This is a genomic window from Brevundimonas subvibrioides ATCC 15264, from assembly GCF_000144605.1.
Classification (GTDB): Bacteria; Pseudomonadota; Alphaproteobacteria; order Caulobacterales; family Caulobacteraceae; genus Brevundimonas; species Brevundimonas subvibrioides.
Genome location: NC_014375.1, coordinates 816,617 through 834,738, shown reverse-complemented (window position 1 = coordinate 834,738; position 18,122 = coordinate 816,617). Strand labels below are relative to the sequence as shown.

General features: G+C 67.4%; 17 protein-coding genes. 12 read left to right on the top strand and 5 right to left on the bottom strand.

The window, feature by feature from the left end; genetic code table 11:
- Positions 1-337: 337 nt before the first annotated feature.
- Together BRESU_RS04175 and nhaA are read right to left on the bottom strand one after the other, a co-directional pair.
- On the bottom strand, positions 338-2,950 hold the full coding sequence (locus tag BRESU_RS04175; protein ID WP_013268255.1) for a TonB-dependent receptor: 2,613 nt from the start codon (positions 2,948-2,950) through the stop codon (positions 338-340).
- Between the two features lie 216 nt (positions 2,951-3,166).
- Positions 3,167-4,396, bottom strand: coding sequence for a Na+/H+ antiporter NhaA (gene nhaA, locus BRESU_RS04170; protein WP_013268254.1), 1,230 nt, complete (start codon positions 4,394-4,396; stop codon positions 3,167-3,169).
- Between the two features lie 205 nt (positions 4,397-4,601).
- Between nhaA and BRESU_RS04165 the strand changes: the two genes are divergently transcribed.
- Both BRESU_RS04165 and BRESU_RS04160 read left to right on the top strand, forming a co-directional pair.
- The gene (locus tag BRESU_RS04165; protein ID WP_013268253.1) at positions 4,602-6,005 is read left to right on the top strand and encodes a protein adenylyltransferase SelO; all 1,404 of its coding nucleotides are present in this window, start codon (positions 4,602-4,604) and stop codon (positions 6,003-6,005) included.
- 269 nt (positions 6,006-6,274) lie between these two features.
- Positions 6,275-6,721: a DoxX family protein gene (locus BRESU_RS04160; RefSeq protein WP_013268252.1), complete on the top strand. Its 447-nt coding sequence runs from the start codon at positions 6,275-6,277 to the stop codon at positions 6,719-6,721.
- Here BRESU_RS04160 and BRESU_RS04155 read toward each other — a convergent pair.
- The gene (locus tag BRESU_RS04155) at positions 6,681-6,884 is read right to left on the bottom strand and encodes a DUF2256 domain-containing protein (RefSeq protein ID WP_013268251.1); all 204 of its coding nucleotides are present in this window, start codon (positions 6,882-6,884) and stop codon (positions 6,681-6,683) included. The genes BRESU_RS04160 and BRESU_RS04155 overlap by 41 nt on opposite strands.
- Before the next feature lie 81 nt (positions 6,885-6,965).
- Here BRESU_RS04155 and BRESU_RS04150 point away from each other — a divergent pair, with 81 nt between their 5' ends.
- The 3 genes from BRESU_RS04150 (at position 6,966) to BRESU_RS04140 (ending at position 10,576) form a co-directional block, all read left to right on the top strand.
- Positions 6,966-7,448 (top strand): MerR family transcriptional regulator, encoded by a 483-nt coding sequence (locus BRESU_RS04150; RefSeq protein WP_013268250.1) that lies wholly within the window; start codon positions 6,966-6,968, stop codon positions 7,446-7,448.
- Positions 7,449-7,452: 4 nt separating this feature from the next.
- The gene (locus BRESU_RS04145; protein WP_013268249.1) at positions 7,453-9,234 is read left to right on the top strand and encodes an acyl-CoA dehydrogenase C-terminal domain-containing protein; all 1,782 of its coding nucleotides are present in this window, start codon (positions 7,453-7,455) and stop codon (positions 9,232-9,234) included.
- Positions 9,235-9,412: 178 nt separating this feature from the next.
- Entirely contained in the window at positions 9,413-10,576 is a 1,164-nt protein-coding gene (locus tag BRESU_RS04140) for an acyl-CoA dehydrogenase family protein (RefSeq protein ID WP_013268248.1), read from the top strand.
- Positions 10,577-10,648: 72 nt separating this feature from the next.
- On the opposite strand, the gene BRESU_RS04135 is transcribed toward BRESU_RS04140, so the two are convergent.
- Positions 10,649-10,984, bottom strand: coding sequence for a GIY-YIG nuclease family protein (locus BRESU_RS04135; protein ID WP_013268247.1), 336 nt, complete (start codon positions 10,982-10,984; stop codon positions 10,649-10,651).
- Between the two features lie 126 nt (positions 10,985-11,110).
- On the opposite strand from BRESU_RS04135, the gene BRESU_RS04130 reads away from it, so the two are divergent.
- Positions 11,111-11,824, top strand: a complete 714-nt coding sequence (locus BRESU_RS04130) for a 16S rRNA (uracil(1498)-N(3))-methyltransferase (protein ID WP_013268246.1) — start codon at positions 11,111-11,113, stop codon at positions 11,822-11,824.
- 1 nt (position 11,825) lies between these two features.
- Entirely contained in the window at positions 11,826-12,266 is a 441-nt protein-coding gene (locus BRESU_RS04125) for an ion channel (protein WP_013268245.1), read from the top strand.
- A 59-nt stretch (positions 12,267-12,325) separates the two neighbouring features.
- Here the strand turns inward: BRESU_RS04125 and BRESU_RS04120 are convergent, their stop codons facing one another.
- On the bottom strand, positions 12,326-12,919 hold the full coding sequence (locus BRESU_RS04120; protein WP_013268244.1) for a hypothetical protein: 594 nt from the start codon (positions 12,917-12,919) through the stop codon (positions 12,326-12,328).
- A 76-nt stretch (positions 12,920-12,995) separates the two neighbouring features.
- On the opposite strand from BRESU_RS04120, the gene BRESU_RS04115 reads away from it, so the two are divergent.
- The 5 genes from BRESU_RS04115 to BRESU_RS04095 all read left to right on the top strand — a co-directional run bounded on the left by BRESU_RS04115 (position 12,996) and on the right by BRESU_RS04095 (position 18,017).
- Positions 12,996-14,351, top strand: coding sequence for a glutamate--cysteine ligase (locus BRESU_RS04115; RefSeq protein ID WP_013268243.1), 1,356 nt, complete (start codon positions 12,996-12,998; stop codon positions 14,349-14,351).
- A gap of 73 nt (positions 14,352-14,424) precedes the next feature.
- A complete protein-coding gene (locus BRESU_RS04110; protein WP_013268242.1) occupies positions 14,425-15,072 on the top strand; it encodes a hypothetical protein in 648 nt (215 codons plus the stop codon).
- Entirely contained in the window at positions 15,069-16,139 is a 1,071-nt protein-coding gene (locus BRESU_RS16780; RefSeq protein WP_013268241.1) for an OmpA family protein, read from the top strand. Before BRESU_RS04110 ends, BRESU_RS16780 begins: the two co-directional genes overlap by 4 nt.
- The gene (locus BRESU_RS04100) at positions 16,136-16,885 is read left to right on the top strand and encodes a DUF72 domain-containing protein (protein WP_013268240.1); all 750 of its coding nucleotides are present in this window, start codon (positions 16,136-16,138) and stop codon (positions 16,883-16,885) included. Before BRESU_RS16780 ends, BRESU_RS04100 begins: the two co-directional genes overlap by 4 nt.
- Before the next feature lie 73 nt (positions 16,886-16,958).
- Positions 16,959-18,017 (top strand): NAD(P)-dependent alcohol dehydrogenase, encoded by a 1,059-nt coding sequence (locus tag BRESU_RS04095; RefSeq protein ID WP_013268239.1) that lies wholly within the window; start codon positions 16,959-16,961, stop codon positions 18,015-18,017.
- The last annotated feature ends 105 nt before the right edge of the window (positions 18,018-18,122 follow it).

Genomic DNA, 18,122 nt, shown 5'->3' with positions numbered 1-18,122 from the left:
GTCCCCGTCCCATCCGGGGGTCTTTCGCCAGTGGGCTCATCGACCGTGGTGGGTGCCCACTGGCGCCCCTGCGGCTTGAGGCCGGACAACCGCGACCGCACATCGCAAACAGGGTCGCGAGCGGCGCGCGGACGCGTGGCGCTGGCGCTGGCGCGGCCTTGTGGCTCTTTCCGCAATGGGCCCATTGGCCCTGGAGCGCTTCAGCCGCGTGTCTGCGCCCGAGGTCGGTCGTGCGAAGAAACCATCGCGCCCCGGCCAGCCCCGCACGTCGGGCAAAGAAAAGGCCGGTCGGGGACATCCCCGACCGGCCCGGTCACTCCGGCCTGATGGCCGAAGATCAGTACTTGATGCGCAGGGTCGCGCCGTAGGTGCGCGGGGCACCCAGGAAGGCGTCGATGGTCTGGGTGTCGCCGGCCGGGTTGTAGAAGGTGCCGTTCGGCTGGACCGTCGACTGGAACGCGCCGCCTTGCAGGAAGCCGTTGTAGGCGACCTGGACGTACTCCTCGTCCGTCAGGTTCTGGGCCCAGACTTCCAGCGCCCAGCGCTCGTCTTCCGAGCCCAGGGTGATGCGGCCGTTCAGCGTGCCGAACCCGTCCTGCGCCTTGAAGGGCAGCAGGTCGGAACCGGTGTTGTAGTCGGTCATGTACTTGCCCGACAGGCTGAAGCCGGCTTCCAGGCCATAGCCGATCGACCGGTTGAAGTTGATCGACGCGACATACGACCATTCCGGCGCGAACGACGGACGGGCACCGGGCAGCAGCGACAGCTGGCCGAAGTTGCCGGGGTTGGCCAGTTGCGACGCCGTGAACACACCGAACTCGGCGTCCGTGTAGGTGACGCCGCCGCCCAGGGTCAGGCCTTCCAGCGGGGTGAACCACAGGAAGTCGGCATCCACGCCGCGCGAGGTCAGCTCGGGGATCGACTCCACCACGAAGGCGGTGCCGAGGAAGGTGTTGAGCTGGAAGTTCTCGAACGTTTGGTCGAAGTAGGTCGCGTTCAGCAGCATGGAGCGGTTGAACAGGGTCGTCTTGACGCCCAGCTCATAGCTGTCGACGTCTTCCGAGGGGAAGAACAGCGACGGAGCCGGGTTGATCGGCAGCGGGAGCGCCGTCGTCGCGACCTGCACACGGTCCTGGTTGTAGCCGAAGCTCTTGTAGCCGCGGGCGTAGGACGCATAGACCAGGATCGACTCGTTCAGGCGATAGGCGGCCTTGACGGTGCCGGACAGGGTGCCGTCGTTGACGCTCTCGCTGATGCCGCGGTTGGCATAGAAGGGGTTGGTCCAGGGCAGGCAGAAGCGCGACAGGAAAGCCCCGCCGTTCGCCGTACCCAGAACCCCGACGATCGCGCCTTGGTTTGCCAGGGCTGCAGCGCAGGTGAACTGGTTGTTGCCGACGTTGTTCTGCGAGCCGATCAGCCGCTTCTCGTCGTAGGTGTAGCGCAGGCCCAGCGTCAGCTCGAAGGCGTCGGTCACCTTGTAGGTGTTATTGGTGAACAGGGCGATCGAGTCCGAACGCTGCAGGTAGTTGTCCCGCAGCGACTGACCGGCGGCGATCGTCGGTCCGCCCCCAAACACGGCACCGCCGCTGCCCAGGCACTGGCCCAGCTGAACGGCCGTCTGGGCCGTCCGCGTGAAGCAGGGGATGATCGACGGGCTGACCGGGATCGCCGGGTTGGCGGCGTTGAGCGCGGCCGACAGCTGGAACGACAGGACCGGCGCGTAGTCGGCGCCTTCATAGAAGCTGTCGCGACGGTTGACGTTCTCACGCGTGGCGAAGAAGCCGACCAGCCAGTCCAGCTTGTCGGTGGCACCCGCCAGGCGGAATTCCTGGGTGATGTTGCGCACCGAGGCACCGAACTCGCCGTCCGGCAGACGGTAGGCGATGTCGGAACCGGTGAAGTCCGCGTCCTGACCGTTGGTGGTCGACCAGTTCCGCCACGAGCTGATCGAGGTCAGCGTCGCGTTCCAGGCATCGATGTCGATGTTGGCTTCGGCCGACACGCCCATGTCCTCGATCTCCTGATCGGTGACGCGGTTGGCGAAGGCGGTACGCGAGAACGGAAGGGCGCCGAAACCGGCGGCCGGGGGACGCTGGCCCGTGCCGTTCGACGTTCCATCGATGAACGGATAGGTCTGGCCGGTCCGCACCTGCACGCCGACGCAGCAGAACTCGTCGCGGCGGGTGTAGTCGGCGATCAGGCGGATCGAGGCCGAGTCGTTCGGCAGGACCAGCAGCTGGCCGCGGACCGTGAAGAAGTCCTGCGTGCCGTCTTCCGTCAGGGTGCGGGGACCGTCGCCCAGGTCGACGTCGTAGAAGCCTTCACGCTCGCGGTGCGCGGCGTACAGGCGATAGGCGACCTGGTCGTTGACCGGGCCGGTGATCGAACCGGCGACGCCCCATTGGCCATAGTTGCCCAGCGTCAGCTCGGCCGAGCCGCCTGGCGTGAACGACGGCGCTTCGGTCAGGATGTTGATGACGCCGGCCGAGGTGTTCTTGCCGAACAGGGTGCCTTGCGGTCCCTTCAGCACTTCGATGCGGCTCAGTTCGCCGAGGTCGCCGAAGCCGACGCCGTTGCGCGAGCGATAGACGCCGTCGATGACGACGCCGACCGAGCTCTCCAGACCGGGGTTGTCACCCACGGTGCCGACGCCGCGGATACGGGCGGTGGTCGAGGCTTCCGACGTGGTCGAGGTGACCGTCAGGCCGGGGGTCAGGATCTGCAGATCCTTGATGTCGCGAACGCCGGCGTCCTGCAGCACTTCGGCCGACAGGCTGGTCACCACGATCGGCACGTCCTGCAGGCTCTGCTCGCGCTTCTGGGCGGTGACGACGATGTCGTCGACCGACGACGCCTGGTCCTGGGCGGCGGCGACGCCGGCCCAGCCGAACACGGCGGTTCCGACCACGGCCGCGGAGGCGGTGCAGCGGAGGAAATTGGTAAGACGCATGAATGGCTCCCGGCTCATGTGCCGGACACCCCCATGCGGGGTGAGTCGCGGCGTTTCCTGATTCCCAGACCGCGCCCTTCTTACGAGGCGTCGGATTCTCGAACTCGTGGGTTAGTCCAAGCCGGGTCCAGCGACAAGCGACCGCACGCAATCACGACATGTTTCAGCCCCGCGACCGCTACGTGTGTGACGCAAAAGCGACAGACAACGATGACCTTAGGTCAATATTCGCGTCGCGGGATCAGTATTCGTTAAGGCCGCAGCTTCGGAACGGCGTCGACGACTGGCCGATACCGCCAGAACGGCGGCCCCGAGGGACGCCGACAGCACCGAGCCCAGGATCACCCCCAGCTTGACCTCGACCTGTTCGGGCGCATCGATGGCGCCGGGGAAGGCCAGTATTCCGATGAACAGGCTCATGGTGAACCCGACGCCGCAAAGCAGACTGACTCCGTAGATCTGCAGCCACGTCGACTGGGCCGGCCGGGTGCCCAGCTTCAGGGCGGTGGTCAGCCAGGTCGCGCCGAAGACGCCGATCTGTTTGCCGAAGAACAGACCGGCTGCCACCGCCAGAACCAGGGGGGCGAACATCTGGTCCAGGGATAGCCCCGCGAACGACACCCCCGCCTTGGCGAAGGCGAACAGCGGCAGGATCAGGTAGGCGACGTAGGGGTGCAGGTCGTGCATCGCTTCCTTCAAGGGGCTCTGCCCGTCCCTGGCGCGCGGCGCGACCGGCACGATGGCGGCAAAGGCCACGGCGGCCAGCGACGTGCTGAGCCCGGCCTGCACGCTCAGCCACCAGATCGCCAGGAACCCCATGACCCAGAAGGGGGCTGCTATGGTGCGGCGCGAGACGACCGCGCCCACGGCAAGCAGCCCGGCGGCCCAGGCCAGGGGCATCCAGTCGATCCCGCTGCTGAACAGGACCGCGATCAGACCGATGGCTCCCAGATCATCGACGATGGCCAGGGTCAGGAGGAAGACGCGCAGCGATGAGGGCAGCCCCCGACCGGCGATGGCGAACACGCCAAGCGCAAAGGCGATGTCGGTCGCCAGCGGCACGGGCCATCCTCCCGGCGGGCCTCCCGTAATCCGCGCGACCAGAAGATAGACGATCGCCGGGGCGACCATGCCGCCGAGCGCGGCGATGACGGGCGTGGCCAGCTTCCTCGGATCGCTGAGTTCGCCGCGCAGGATCTCGTATTTGATCTCCAGCCCGACCACGAGGAAGAAGACCGCCATCAGGCCCTCCTTGATCCAGTCGGACACCGTCAGCTCCAGTCGCAGCGGACCGGCCTGGAACAGCTGCTCGCTCTTCAGCCAGGCGAAATAGGCTTCCGACAGGGGCGAGTTGGCGACCAGCAGCGCCGCGACGGCCGCGAGGCTCAGCACCGCGCCGGATGCCGCTTCGGTCTTCAGGAAGTCGAGTGTCAGTCTGCGCGCCACGGCGGCCTCCGGTCCGGGGGTCTGTATTCCGTGACGCCCGGTTATCGACGGGCATCTGACCGGGTTCGCCCTGGGGCGCCGGCCTGGTCCCGGGGCATGCCCGGACCTGATCGCTGGGGCCATGATAGCCGCAAGCGTCGCACTTTCAACTGGAACCGCCATACAGGCGGTTGCGCCCGGCCGAGGCAGACCGCATCTCCGATCAATGCCTGTCAGCCCTCCCTACCGCCCGGAACCCCGCTTCTTCGACCTCGGGTCCGAGTTCGGCGACGCGGTGCGGCCCGCCGACTTTCCCCGGACGATCCTGCGCTTCCGGAACGACCGCGCTGCGGCGAGCGTGGGGCTGGACAGCCTGACGGACGCCGAATGGCTCGACCATTTCGGCCGGTTCGCCCCCCTGCCCGGCCAGCCGGGTCCGGTCGCCATGCGCTATCACGGCCACCAGTTCCGCACCTACAATCCCGACCTTGGCGACGGGCGCGGGTTTCTGGCCGCCCAGATGCGGGATGATGCAGATCGCCTGCTGGATCTGGGCACCAAGGGTTCGGGCACGACGCCCTGGTCGCGCGCCGGGGACGGACGTCTGACGTTGAAGGGCGGGATGCGCGAGGTTCTCGCCGCAGCCCTGCTCGAAAGCCAGGGGGTCCCGACCAGCCGGGCCCTCAGCCTGATCGAGACGGGCGAAGCGCTGGAACGCGGCGACGAGCCCTCCCCCACCCGGTCTGCCGTCCTGGTCCGGCTGCAGCACAGCCACGTCCGCTTCGGCACCTTCCAGCGCGCCGCATACTTCGAGCGGGCCGACCAGATCGAGACCCTGGTCGAGCATGTCCGCAGCCTCTACCACCCCACGGTCGCCCCGGGGGACGCGCCTGGACTGCTGGCCGCCATCGTCGCCGCCTCGGCGCGGCTGACGGCCCGCTGGATCGCGGCGGGCTTCGTCCACGGCGTCCTGAACACCGACAATCTGAACGTCACGGGCGAGAGCTTCGACTACGGACCCTGGCGGTTCCTGCCATCCTATGAGCCGGGCTTTACGGCGGCCTATTTCGACAGCAGCGGCCTCTATGCCTTTGCGCGCCAGCCCGAGGCTGTGTTCTGGAACCTGACCCAGTTGGCCGGCTGTCTGAAGCTGGTGGCCGACGCAGCCCCCCTGACCGAGGCGCTGAACGGCTTTGGACCGGCCTATATCCGCGAACTGCGCGCCGCCTTTCTGGAACGGCTGGGCGTCAGAAGTCTGGGCGAGGCGGCCGATCAGCGCCTGCTGGATACGACCCTGGCCCTGCTGCGGGAACAGGGCGAGGCCATTCGCTGGGAGCCCCTGTTCCACGACTGGTTCGCCGGCTTCGCCTCCTCGGCCCGCGCCCTGTCGGGACCCCGCGCCAGGGCGTGGCAGGGGGAGACGTTCGACGCCTTCCGCTTCGCCCTGTTCGAGCACGAGCCCGACCGGCCGGAACGACTGGAACACCCGGCCTTCGCCGTCCCGGAGCCGGAAGAGCTTCTGATCGACGAGGTCGAGGCGATCTGGGCCGCGATCGACCACGCGGACGACTGGTCGCCGCTGACGCAGAAGCTCGATCGCCTTGAGGCCAGCCGGCAATCCCGCGCCTGACGTCGCCCGCCCGACATTAAGTCATCAATTGTTGTCCACGGCTGATGACAAGCGTTGCAGGGCGTGCCATACGGGTTGCGCAGGCCGCGGCCCGCTGGATTACCGATCTGTATGCATACCGCCACGGTGCCGCCGCGTAGTTGCGGCACAGCTTGTTCATCACAACCGGTTACGGTGGGTCTTCACGGCCCTTGCGAAACCGGTCCGCCTATCTGATCTAGCTACTGTTACAAATCCTCCCCGTCCTCCCCGACGAAACGAAAACCGAAATGTCCACCACCTTCGCCCCGCCCGCTTCCGCTCGCCCGACCTTGTCGGCAGCCCAGATCCGCAACCGTGCCGCCTTCCGGAATCTCACCCTCTGGACGCTGCAGGGCTGGGTGGCGATGTTCTTCGTGGCCGCCGGCTACGCCAAGCTGACCGAGTCGATCTCCAACCTGACGGCCCTGATGAGCTGGCCGGCCCTGGTCAGCGAAAGCTTGGTCCGCGGCGTCGGTATCGTCGAGATCGTTCTGGCGCTGGGCATGGTCGCGCCGCTGGTGTCTTGGAAGCTCGGGCGCTGGCCGCTGCTGGTTTCGGCCGTGGGTCTGATTGCGGTGGAAACCGCCATGCTGGCCGTGCACGCCATCGGTCTGGATCTGGGGCTCGCCCTGACCAACGCCCTGCTGCTGGCGATCACGATCCCGGTGCTGCTGGGCCGTCGCGTTTCGCGCTGAGTTTCTTCGCCGACCGGCATCGGTCGGAGCAGACGGTGATCGTGCCCCAGTCGCGCGCCCATTTGGCCCGCCAGGCGAACGGACGCTGACACACCACGCAGGTCTTTTCCGGCAGGTCGCCCTTCTTGGGCGACAGGCCCTTGTTGACGTGTTTGCGCGACATGCCGTGCGGTATCCGCCCGCGCGCGGCGCTGCGTCAACCTGAAAGCTTCCCTTTACGTCCGCGTCAAGTTATGACGTCTGCATGGCGACCGCAGACGACCATCGCACCTATTCGATCCGGCAGTTGTGCCGCGAGTTCGGCGCGACCGCGCGTGCCCTCCGGTTCTATGAGGACAAGGGTCTTCTAACCCCGGCGCGCAAGGGCCAGACCCGGGTCTATGACGCCCGCGATCGGGCCCGTCTGAAGCTGATCCTGCGCGGCCGCCGCATCGGCTTCACCCTGACCGAGATCCAGGAGATGCTGGATCTTTACGACCGCAACGACGGCAACACCCATCAGATGGCCATCGCCCTGCGCCGCCACCGGGCGCAGATCGAAGCCCTGAAGCAGCAGCGCGAGGATCTCGACGCCGCCATCCAGATGGCCGAGGAAGCCTGCGCGGCCATGGAAGAGCGCCTCACCGACCAGCGCCCCGACCTTCTGCCCGGCGCCGAGGAATATGCCTCGGTGCTGCGCGAACACCTCGACCATCACCATCATCATCCGTTCAAGCTGAGAGCCTGACCCCATGGCCTACAAGGCGCCCGTCCGCGACCTGACCTTCATCCTGAACGAGGTTCTGGAGATCGACCGCTACACGAACCAGCCGGGCTTCCAGGACGTCTCGTCCGACCTGGTCCAGCAGGTGCTGGAGGAAGGCGCCAAGTTCGCCGAAGAGGTCATCGCCCCGATCAACCACTCGGGCGACAAGGAAGGCTGCCACTGGGACAACGGCGTCGTGACCGGTCCCAAGGGCTGGAAGGAAGCCTATCAGGCGATGGTCGAGGCCGGCTGGCCGGCCCTGTCGGCCGATCCGGCCTATGGCGGCCAGGGCATGCCCGCCGTCGTCGGCATGGCGTTCGGCCAGTTCACCGCCGGAGCCTCGGCGGCCTTCTCGATGTATCCGGGCCTGACGGCCGGGGCCTATGCCGGCATCCACGCCAATGCCTCGGAAGAACTGAAGACCAAATACCTGCCCAAGATGGCCACCGGCGAGTGGGGCGGGACCATGAACCTGACGGAGCCCCAGTGCGGGACCGATCTCGGCATGGTGCGGACCAAGGCCGTGCCGCAGGGCGACGGCACCTACAAGATCACCGGCCAGAAGATCTGGATCTCCGCCGGCGAGCACGACTTCACCGACAACATCATCCACACCGTCCTGGCCCGCGTCGAAGGCGCGCCGGCCGGCATCAAGGGCCTGTCCCTGTTCCTGGTGCCCAAGGTGATGGTCAACGACGACGGCTCGCTGGGCGAGCGCAACTCGCTGCAGTGCGCCGGGCTCGAGCACAAGATGGGCATCCACGGCAACGCCACCTGCGTGATGCAGTATGACGACGCCACCGGCTGGCTGATCGGCGAGGAAGGCCGGGGCATGAACAACATGTTCGTGGTCATGAACGAGGCCCGCCTCGGCACCGGCCTGCAGGGTCTGGCCATCGGCGCCGCCGCCTACCAGGCCGCGCTCGAGTTCGCCAAGGACCGCATCCAGGGCCGCAGCCTGACGGGACCCAAGAACCCGGACGCCCAGGCCGACAGCATCATGGTCCACCCTGACGTGCGTCGCATGCTGCTGGAGGCCAAGGCCTTCGTCGAAGGCGGCCAGGCCTTCGTCCTGTGGACCGCGCTGCAGGCCGACCTCGAGAAGTCCGCCGACGAAGCCACGGCCACCAAGGCCAAGGACTACATGGGTCTGCTGACCCCCGTGCTGAAAGCCTATCTGACCGACAAGGGTTTCCACGTCGCGTCGCTGGGCATGCAGGTGCACGGCGGCTCGGGCTACACCGAGCATTTCCAGGCCTCGCAGTATCTGCGCGATGCCCGGATCACCATGATCTACGAGGGCACCAACGGCATCCAGGCGCTGGATCTGGTGGGCCGCAAGCTGCCGTCGAACGGCGGCCGCGCGATCATGAGCTGGTTCGCCGACATCGACGCCTTCGTCGCCGAGAACGGCGCGGATACGCCCATCAAGCCCTTCGTCGACGGCCTGACCGACGCCAAGAAGAAGCTGCAGGAAGCCACCATGTGGCTGATGCAGAACGGCATGCAGAACCCGGACAACGCCGGTGCCGCCTCGACCGACTATCTGAACCTCTTCGGCCTGACGGCCCTGGCCTACATGTGGGCCCAGATGGCCAAGGCGGCTCAGGCCCAGATCGACGCCGGCTCGGACGATCCCTTCTACGTCACCAAGCTGCAGACCGGCCGCTACTTCGTCGAACGCATCCTGCCAGACGCCCACGGCCACCTGGTCAAGCTGAAGACCGGCGCCGAGGTCCTGATGCAGATGCCGGCGGAGGCGTTCTGACGACACATTGATCTCTCCCTCCCCCTCGGGGGGAGGGTGGACGTCGCGCTTCGCGACGGCCGGGTGGGGCGGGCAAGGCAAGCCGCACCCGGATTCGAGCTGTATCGCCTTGCCGTCCCCACCCGGTCGCGACGCGACCACCCTCCCCCCGCGGGGGGGGCATAAGATCGAGCGAGCCATGAACGTCATCGACACCCCCTCCCCCGACTTCATGCTGGAAGAGGACATCGTCATGTTCTCCGACAGCGTTGGCAAATGGATCGACGAGCACGCCCCGCCCGAGGCCGTCCAGTCCTGGATCGCCAACTCCAGCGTCCCGCGCGAGCTTTGGAACAAGGCCGGCGAGGCGGGCCTGATGGGCCTGTCCCAGCCGGAGGAATGGGGCGGCATGGGCGGCGACTATCGCCACGAGGTCGTGCTGATGCGTCAGCTGGGCTGGAAGGGCGCCGACCATTTCGGCGTGTCGCTGCATAACGCCATCGTCGCCCCCTACATCTGGCACTACGGCACCGAGGAGCAGAAGGCGCGCTGGCTGCCGCGCCTGGTCACCGGCGAACTGGTCGGCGCGATCGCCATGACCGAACCCGGCGCGGGCTCGGACCTGCAGGGCGTCAAGACCACCGCGGTGAAGTCCGGCAACGGCTATGTCATCAACGGGTCCAAGACCTTCATCACCAACGGCCAGCTGGCCAACTTCATCATCGTCGTGGCCAAGACCGACCCGGCCGCCGGGGCCAAGGGCACCTCGCTGATCGTGGTCGAGACCGACGGAGCCGAGGGCTTCGAGCGTGGCCGCAACCTCCACAAGATCGGCATGGAGGGCAACGACACCTCCGAACTGTTCTTCAACGACGTCCATGTCCCGGCCGACAACATCATCGGCGGCGAGGAAGGCCGCGGCTTCATCCAGCTGATGCAGCAGCTGCCGCAGGAGCGCCTCAACATCGCGGTCCAGGGCATCGCGGCGGCCGAGCGCGGGCTCCAGGAGACCCTGGCCTACGTCAAGCAGCGCAAGGCCTTCGGCAAGTCGGTGCTGGAGTTCCAGAACACCCAGTTCAAGCTGGCCGAGGTCAAGACCAAGCTGACCGTCGCCCGCGTCTTCGTGGACCACTGCATCGGCCTGCACCTCAAGGGCCAGCTGGATGCCGTCACCGCCTCGATGGCCAAATACTGGGTCACCGATCTGCAGGGCGAGGTCATCGACGAGATGCTCCAGCTGCACGGCGGCTACGGCTATATGAACGAGTATCCGATCGCCCAGCTGTACAAGGATGCACGCGTTCAGCGCATCTATGGCGGGACGAACGAGATCATGAAGGTCTTGATCGCGCGCAGCCTGTAGCGCTCGCCATCCTGGACGCGGTGCATTTGTCATCCCCGACGAAGCGCAGCGAAGATCGGGGACAAGAACGGGCTAACTGTGAGGCCCGGTCGGCTCCGCCGAACCGGGCCCACGCCTGAGTCTGACTTCGCCGTACAGATCCAGCCACCTCGGATTGTCCTTCTCGACCAGCGCGAACTTCCATTCCCGCAGCCAGCGCTTGATCCGCTTCTCACGGACGATCGCCTTGTCGATATATTGGTGGGCCTCGTACCAGACCAACTGATCGATCCTGTGCTCGGACGTGTATCCCGGGATCAGACCCTCCTTGTGCTCCGCGACCCGCCGCACAAGGTCGTTTGTCACGCCCACATACATCCACCCGCACGGCCCGCTCGCGAGCAGGTAAACGTAGAAAATCTTCGCCATCACCATCCTCCCGGCTCAACCCTTGCGGGTTGACCGGGAGTGTTCAAGGTTGTGCGCCTTCTGTCCCCGATCTCCGCTTCGCTGCGTCGGGGATGACAAGGCTCCCACGCAGACTACAACACAGGGATGATCCGCCTTCACGTCACCCAGCCTCTCGCCCCCGGGGCCGCCGTCGCTCCGACGCTGGACCAGTCGCGATACCTGACCCAGGTCATGCGCCTGAAGCTCGGGGACGACCTGCTGGTGTTCAACGGTCGCGACGGCGAGTGGCGCGCCACCCTCGTCGAAATTCTCAAGAAGGGCGTCATCCTCCGGGCCGAGGACCAGGTCCGCCCCCAGGCCTATGGCCCGGACCTCGAGCTGATCGTCGCCGTGGTGAAGAAGTCCCGCGTTGAGACCATCGTCGAGAAGGCGGCCGAACTGGGCGCGGCCCGGGTCCGCCTGACCATCACCCAGCGCACCAATGTCGACCATGTCCGCCTCGACCGCCTCGACGCCATCGCCATCGAGGCCGCCGAACAGACCGGCCGCCTCGACGTGCCGACCGTCGACGATCCGCAGAAGCTGGGTGCGCTCCTGGACGGCTGGGACCCGTCGCGCCGGCTGATGTTCTGCGACGAGACCGGCGGCGCGCCCGTCGCCTCGGCCGTCACCGAATCCGGTCCCTGGGCCATCCTGATCGGGCCGGAGGGCGGGTTCTCGCCCGAGGAACGCGATCGCCTCCGCGCCCTGCCCTTCACCACGGCCGTATCCCTGGGCCCCCGCATCCTGCGCGCCGACACCGCCGCCATCGCCGCCATGACCCTGTGGCAGGCCGCGGTCGGCGACTGGGAGCGATAGGGTGTTCGCCGAACTCGCCATCGCCACCGTCATGGTGCTGATCACCGTCGTCCTTCACGGCGGCGGGCTTCTGATCCTCGGGCGGCTGATGGAATGGCGCGAGCGGTCGACCGGCCAGTCGCGGGTCAGTCCGCTCTCGTTCGAAGGGGCCCTTGTCGCCGTCCTCTCCGCCCTCGGCCTTCTGGTTCTGCATGGCCTCGAGATCTGGCTCTACGCCTTCCTCTATCGCGGGATCGGCGCGGTCGAGCCCATGCGGGACGCCGTCTATTTCTCGACCATCGCCTACGCCTCGATCGGCTTCTCGGACGCCGCCATGGCCCCGGAGTGGAAGCTGCTGGGCGCGCTGGAGGGCATCAACGGAGCCCTGCTGCTGGGGTGGTCGGTGGCCTTTTTCGTGACCTTGATGACCCGGTTCCTGCCGGCGCGGCACCACGGCCACTGAGCCGCCGAAACAGGGACAGGATCATTCTCCTGGTTCGTCCTCGACACCGTTGGCTTGAGTCACCCGCTTTCGGCCGGACGGCGGCCGTACCGCGTCGCGGACAAGGTCGCCGAGACGGCGCACGCCTTGCTGTCGATCCAGCCGGCCGCGCGCATCGCGGTCCGCACCGCCGCCTCCCCGAAGACGGCCGCCCGGCCCTTGTCGTGAACGATCCAGACCGGCGACGGCGCGCAGGCGGCGACCGCCTCCGCGGCCTCCGGCCCGGTGACGCGGGCGACGCCCAGCACGGCCTGCTCGGGCGTGACCGGGACGACGCCGGTCAGGGCCTCGACCAGTTCGGACCCTTCGAAGGGTCCAAGGGTCCACACCGCCAGCCCCGGCCTCAGACCCATCTTGGCCGCCAGGGTCGGCAACGGCCGGTCCAGGTTCGCCTTCCATTTCAGCGCCTCGCCGGCCCCGAGCGACAGGCGGAACGGGCCCTGATCCGCCTGTCCGGTCAGGTCTCCGCCCTCGACCGCCAGCGCGCGGATCGACGCCCGCGCGATGGTCATTCCCACGGGGCGGCGGGCGATGATCCCCTCGGCTTCCAGCAGGACTTTCGCCTTGCCCGACCGGCCCGCGTACGAAACCTCCGCAAACGCTTCGCGTCCCATGCCTCTCTCCCCTTGAGACCCGCCGCAATCTCGCCCATCTAGCCGCAACGGGCCAGTCGCCCGCGACGGGGCTCCCATGACCGATCCGATCACCTTCGACGACCTGGTCGGCGTGATGACCAAGGGCATCAAGCCCAGGTCCGAATGGCGCGTGGGGGCCGAGCACGAGAAGTTCGGCTTCGACAAGTCGACCCTGCGCCGTCCGACCTACGACGGCCCGAACGGCATCCTCGCCATGCTGACCGGGCTGCAGCGGTTCGGATGGTCCCCCGTCGAGGAGGCCGGCCACGTCATCGCCCTGGAGCGCAGGAACGCCGACGGCTACGCCGCTTCCATCAGCCTGGAGCCAGGCGGCCAGTTCGAACTCTCGGGCGCGCCCTTGAAGGACATCCACGAGATCTGCGCCGAGACCGGCCAGCATCTGATGGAGGTGAAGATGGTCGCCGACGAGCTGAACCTCGGCTTCCTCGGGGCCGGCTTCGACCCGATGTGGCGACGCGAGGACGTACCCGTCATGCCCAAGGGCCGCTATGACATCATGCGCGCCTATATGCCGAAGAAGGGCAACCTCGGCCTCGACATGATGCTGCGCACCTGCACCATCCAGGCCAACCTCGATTTCGACTCAGAAGCCGACATGGTGGCCAAGTTTCGCACCAGTCTGGCGCTCCAGCCCATCGGCACCGCCCTGTTCGCCTGCAGCCCGTTCACGGAAGGCCGCCCGAACGGCTTCCTGTCCGCCCGGGCCAACGTCTGGACCGACACCGATCCCGACCGCACCGGCATGCTGAACTTCGTCTTCCAGGACGGTTTCGGCTTCGAGACCTATGCCAACTATGCGCTCGACGTGCCGATGTATTTCGCCAAGCGCGGCGACCGCTACATCGACGCCTCGGGCCAGTCGTTCCGCGACTTCATGGACGGCAAGCTGCCCGCCCTGCCCGGCGAGCGGCCGACGCTGAAGGACTGGGGCGATCACCTGACCACCCTGTTCCCGGAAGTCCGGCTGAAACAGTATCTCGAGATGCGCGGCTCGGACGGCGGCCCGTGGAGCCGGATCTGCGGCCTGCCCGCCCTGTGGACCGGCATCTTCTACGACGCGCCGTCGCTCGCCGCCGCCTGGGACCTGTGCAAGGACTGGGACATCGAGGACCACGAACGCCTGCGCCGCGACGTGACTCGTCTGGGTCTCCGCGCCGAGGTCGCCGGCCGGTCGGTGCGCGACATCGCCGTCGACATGGTCGCCATCGCGCGCCAGGGTCTCAAGAACCGCGCCCGCTTCAGCGGCGGCATGGTCGACGAGCGGGGCTATCTGTCGGAGCTGGAAGACATCGCCGACACGGGCGTGACGCCGGCCGAACGTCTTCTCGACCTCTACCACGGCGAATGGCAGGGCGACGTCAGCCGGATGTACCGGGACTTCGCCTATTGATCACGGTCCGGTGAACAGGCGAGCGAGCTCTGCGTTACAATCGCTGATCGAAATCGCCGCTTGTGAGCTTTGCATGCCCGTTCGCCATCCCAACCGCCTGCCGATCGTCGCCGCCGTCGCCGCCGGCCTTCTCGCCACCGCTTGCAGCCAGGGGGGTGATGAAGAGACCGCAGCGGGAGCGTCCGGCGATCAGACCGCACAGGCCCCCGTGGGAGCGCCGGTCGCCGTCAGCGCAGCCGCAGACGGGACCTCGACACTCTGGGCCGGAGGCCGGTCCGTGCCGCTGGACATCCAGGTCGCCCACCCCAACGGTGTGGTGCTGCAGCTCACCTCGGTGCAGTCGCGTGCGGCCGAGACGGCCGTCGGCATCCGGGTGCTGAACGGTCGCGACCGCGAGGTCCATCTGAACCGGTTCAACAGCCGCAACGGCTACATCATCATGGACACAGGTGAGCGCATCTACCTGTCGCCGCCGGCCGGCAACACCGACCTCGCCCTGCCCGCCGGTCAAACGCTTGAAGGTGAACTGGTCTTCCTGGGACGTCTGCCCCAGGGGCGAAGCGCCATCCTGATCCTCAACGAGAACGCCACGACCGACAACGAGCATTCGACCAGCCCGGGATTCCGCATCAACCTCCCGCTCGACCAACTGGCCTCGGGTGCGGCGGCCCCGGCCACGGCCGCGCCGGCCGCTGTCCAACCGGCCGGGCCCGCCCAATGAGGCGCACGGGTCTCGCGGCCCTGGCCGCCCTTGCCGTGGCCGCCCTTGCCGTGGCCGCCTGCGACGGTGGAGCCGGAGGCGGACGCGGTATGGAAGGGGCTCCGCTCGATCTCCAGGTGGTCCATCCGAACGGGGTCGTGTTCCAGGTCGCCTCCATCCAGGCCAAGCCCGATGAAACCGTGGTCAACCTCACCGTCCTGAACGGCCGAACGCGGGAAATCGAACTTCTGTCGGGCAATGAGGACCGCAACTTCCTGATCGCCGACAGCGGCGAGAAGCTGTTGCTGGCTCCCCCCGCCGGCAACACCCGCCTTTCCGTCCCGGCCGGGCAGACCGTCGATGTGCGCCTGGTCTTCAGCGGCGAACTGCCCCGAACGGAGCGCGCGACCGTCGTGCTCAACGAGAGCGGGTCCGGCGACAACCGATCCACCAGCAACCCCCGCTTCCAGGCGATGCTGCCGCTGGACGGTGCATTCGGGGGTGGCACGGCCCTGGGGGCCAGCCAGATGTCCGGGATGCGTCCCGTCGCCGTCTCCACTCTGCGCACTTCGGCCGGCACAGGCTCGCTGGCGGGCGGAGCCGGCGTGGCCACCAGCAGCCTCGCGACCGTGCAGGCTCTGAAGTCCGATCTGGGTGCCATCGAGACAGACCGGGGCACGGTCGTCGCCCTGTCCGGCGACGTCACCTTCGATTTCGATCAGGCCACCATCCGTCCGGACGCTCGACCGACGCTCGATCGCCTGGCGGAGCTCATTCAGGCGACCGGCGGTACCGGCCGCATCGCCATCGAAGGCCACACCGATTCCGAAGGCACGGACGCCTACAATCACGACCTTTCCGAGCGTCGGGCCGAGGCCGTGAAGGCTTATCTGGTCCCACGCGGCACGAGCGGCGACCGTCTCGAGGCCATGGGCATTGGCGAGGCCCGCCCGGCGGTCGCCAACGACGATGACGCCGGCCGCCGTCGCAATCGCCGCGTGGAGGTGATACTGCCCGGCTCGATTTCGGCCAATCCCGTGCGCCCGCGCCCGTCGGGCGGCACCTCAACCCTGACGCCCGTCCCATGACCCATCCCATCCACATCGGTGTCGGCGGCTGGACCTATGAGCCGTGGCGCGGCGTCTTCTATCCGGACGATCTGGTCCAGAAACGCGAGCTGGAATATGCGTCGCGCGCCCTGACCTCGATCGAGATCAACGGCACCTACTATTCGACCTTCAAGCCCGACAGCTGGATGAAGTGGCGCGACGAGACGCCGGACGGGTTCGTCTTCTCGGTCAAGGCCAGCCGCTACTGCACCAATCGCAAGATCCTGTCCGACATGGGCGAGTCGATGGAGCGGTTCCTGGGCCAGGGGATGACGGCGCTGGGCGACAAGCTGGGGCCGATCAACTGGCAGTTCATGGGCACCAAGAAGTTCGACGCCGACGACTTCGAGGGCTTCCTGAAGCTGCTGCCGAAGGAGCGCGACGGACTGCGGCTGCGCCACGCCCTCGAGGTGCGAAATCCGACCTTCGACACGCCGGCCTTCCATGATCTGGCCGCGAAATACGGCGTCGCCATCGTCTATGCCGAGGACGACGAGGAGCCCACCTGGCCCCGCATCGATCAGCCGACCGCCGACTTTACTTACGCCCGCCTGATGTCCAGCCGCGAGGATGAGCCGACCGGCATGTCCCCGGCCGATCTCGACGCCATCGCCGACCGGACCCGGGCCTGGGCGAAACGCGGCGAGGTGTTCGCCTATTTCATCGCGGGGGCCAAGGTCAGGAACCCGGCGGCGGCCCAGGCCCTGATCACCAGGCTCGCCTGACCAAAAGCGGCGCGAACCGTTGCGGTTTGCAACGACAGACCACACCTAGGCCCATCCCATTCAGGAGCCGCCCATGCCCATCGCCACCCGCGCCTTCGCCGCCACCACGTCCACCGCGCCGCTGACGCCCTATGCCTTCACGCGCCGCGATCCGGGTGCGGACGATGTGGCCATCGACATCAAGTTCGCGGGCATCTGCCACTCCGACCTGCACATCGTGAAGAACGACCTGGGCAACACGGTCTATCCGATCGTGCCGGGTCACGAGATCGCGGGCATCGTCACGGCGGTCGGCGCGAACGTGACGAAGTTCAAGGTCGGCGACCGGGTCGGCGTCGGCTGCATGGTCGATAGCTGCCGTGTCTGCGGCCCCTGCAAGGCAGGCGACGAACAGTACTGCGTGCCCGGCATGACCGGCACCTATGGCGCGCCCGACAAGCACGCCGACCAGTCCGGCGAGACGATCACCCAGGGCGGCTATGCCGACAAGATCGTGGTGGATCAGGACTTCGTCGTCACCATCCCGGACTCCATTCCTCTGGATGCCGCCGCGCCGCTGCTCTGCGCCGGGATCACCACCTATTCGCCGCTGAAGCACTGGGGCATCAAGCCGGGCTCGAAGGTCGCCGTCATCGGCCTGGGCGGGCTGGGCCATATGGCGGTCAAACAGGCGGCCGCGATGGGGGCCGAGGTCACCGTCCTGTCGACGTCGGACCGCAAGAAGGCCGATGCCGAGCGGATGGGGGCCAGACACTTCCTCATCAACTCCGACAAGACGGCGATGAAGGCGGCGGCCGAAAAGTTCGACCTGATCATCAACACCGTCTCGGCCACGCACGAGATCGCCGGTCACCTGCAGCTGCTGGCCCACGACGGCACCATGGTCATGCTGGGCCTGACGACCGAGGCCCTGCCCGTCTTCGCCATGCCCCTTCTGTGGCGTCGCCGTTCGGTCGCCGGTTCGCTGATCGGCGGGATCCGCGAGACCCAGGAGATGCTGGACTTCTGCGCCGAGCACGGCCTGGCCTCCGACATCGAGGTCATCGCGCCTTCGCAGATCAACGAGGCCTATGCGCGGCTGGAGAACTCCGACGTCCGCTACCGCTTCGTCATCGACATGGCGCAGCTCTAGGCACCGGACGTCGGCAGCGCAGGGTCGGGACGTCGAAGTTCGCACGGCGACGCTCGACCCTCGACCCTCGCGCCGCTACACCTGAACCCGAACAGGCTGCGCGTC

Bases quoted from the DNA above. Each gene is read 5' to 3' on its own strand.
- BRESU_RS04175 (WP_013268255.1), bottom strand. From the start codon at position 2,950: ATGCGTCTTACCAATTTCCTCCGCTGCACCGCCTCCGCGGCCGTGGTC.
- BRESU_RS04165 (WP_013268253.1), top strand. From the start codon at position 4,602: ATGCCTGTCAGCCCTCCCTACCGCCCGGAACCCCGCTTCTTCGACCTC.
- BRESU_RS04160 (WP_013268252.1), top strand. From the start codon at position 6,275: ATGTCCACCACCTTCGCCCCGCCCGCTTCCGCTCGCCCGACCTTGTCG.
- BRESU_RS04155 (WP_013268251.1), bottom strand. From the start codon at position 6,884: ATGTCGCGCAAACACGTCAACAAGGGCCTGTCGCCCAAGAAGGGCGAC.
- BRESU_RS04150 (WP_013268250.1), top strand. From the start codon at position 6,966: ATGGCGACCGCAGACGACCATCGCACCTATTCGATCCGGCAGTTGTGC.
- BRESU_RS04145 (WP_013268249.1), top strand. From the start codon at position 7,453: ATGGCCTACAAGGCGCCCGTCCGCGACCTGACCTTCATCCTGAACGAG.
- BRESU_RS04140 (WP_013268248.1), top strand. From the start codon at position 9,413: ATGAACGTCATCGACACCCCCTCCCCCGACTTCATGCTGGAAGAGGAC.
- BRESU_RS04135 (WP_013268247.1), bottom strand. From the start codon at position 10,984: ATGGCGAAGATTTTCTACGTTTACCTGCTCGCGAGCGGGCCGTGCGGG.
- BRESU_RS04130 (WP_013268246.1), top strand. From the start codon at position 11,111: ATGATCCGCCTTCACGTCACCCAGCCTCTCGCCCCCGGGGCCGCCGTC.
- BRESU_RS04120 (WP_013268244.1), bottom strand. From the start codon at position 12,919: ATGGGACGCGAAGCGTTTGCGGAGGTTTCGTACGCGGGCCGGTCGGGC.
- BRESU_RS04115 (WP_013268243.1), top strand. From the start codon at position 12,996: ATGACCGATCCGATCACCTTCGACGACCTGGTCGGCGTGATGACCAAG.
- BRESU_RS04110 (WP_013268242.1), top strand. From the start codon at position 14,425: ATGCCCGTTCGCCATCCCAACCGCCTGCCGATCGTCGCCGCCGTCGCC.
- BRESU_RS16780 (WP_013268241.1), top strand. From the start codon at position 15,069: ATGAGGCGCACGGGTCTCGCGGCCCTGGCCGCCCTTGCCGTGGCCGCC.
- BRESU_RS04100 (WP_013268240.1), top strand. From the start codon at position 16,136: ATGACCCATCCCATCCACATCGGTGTCGGCGGCTGGACCTATGAGCCG.
- BRESU_RS04095 (WP_013268239.1), top strand. From the start codon at position 16,959: ATGCCCATCGCCACCCGCGCCTTCGCCGCCACCACGTCCACCGCGCCG.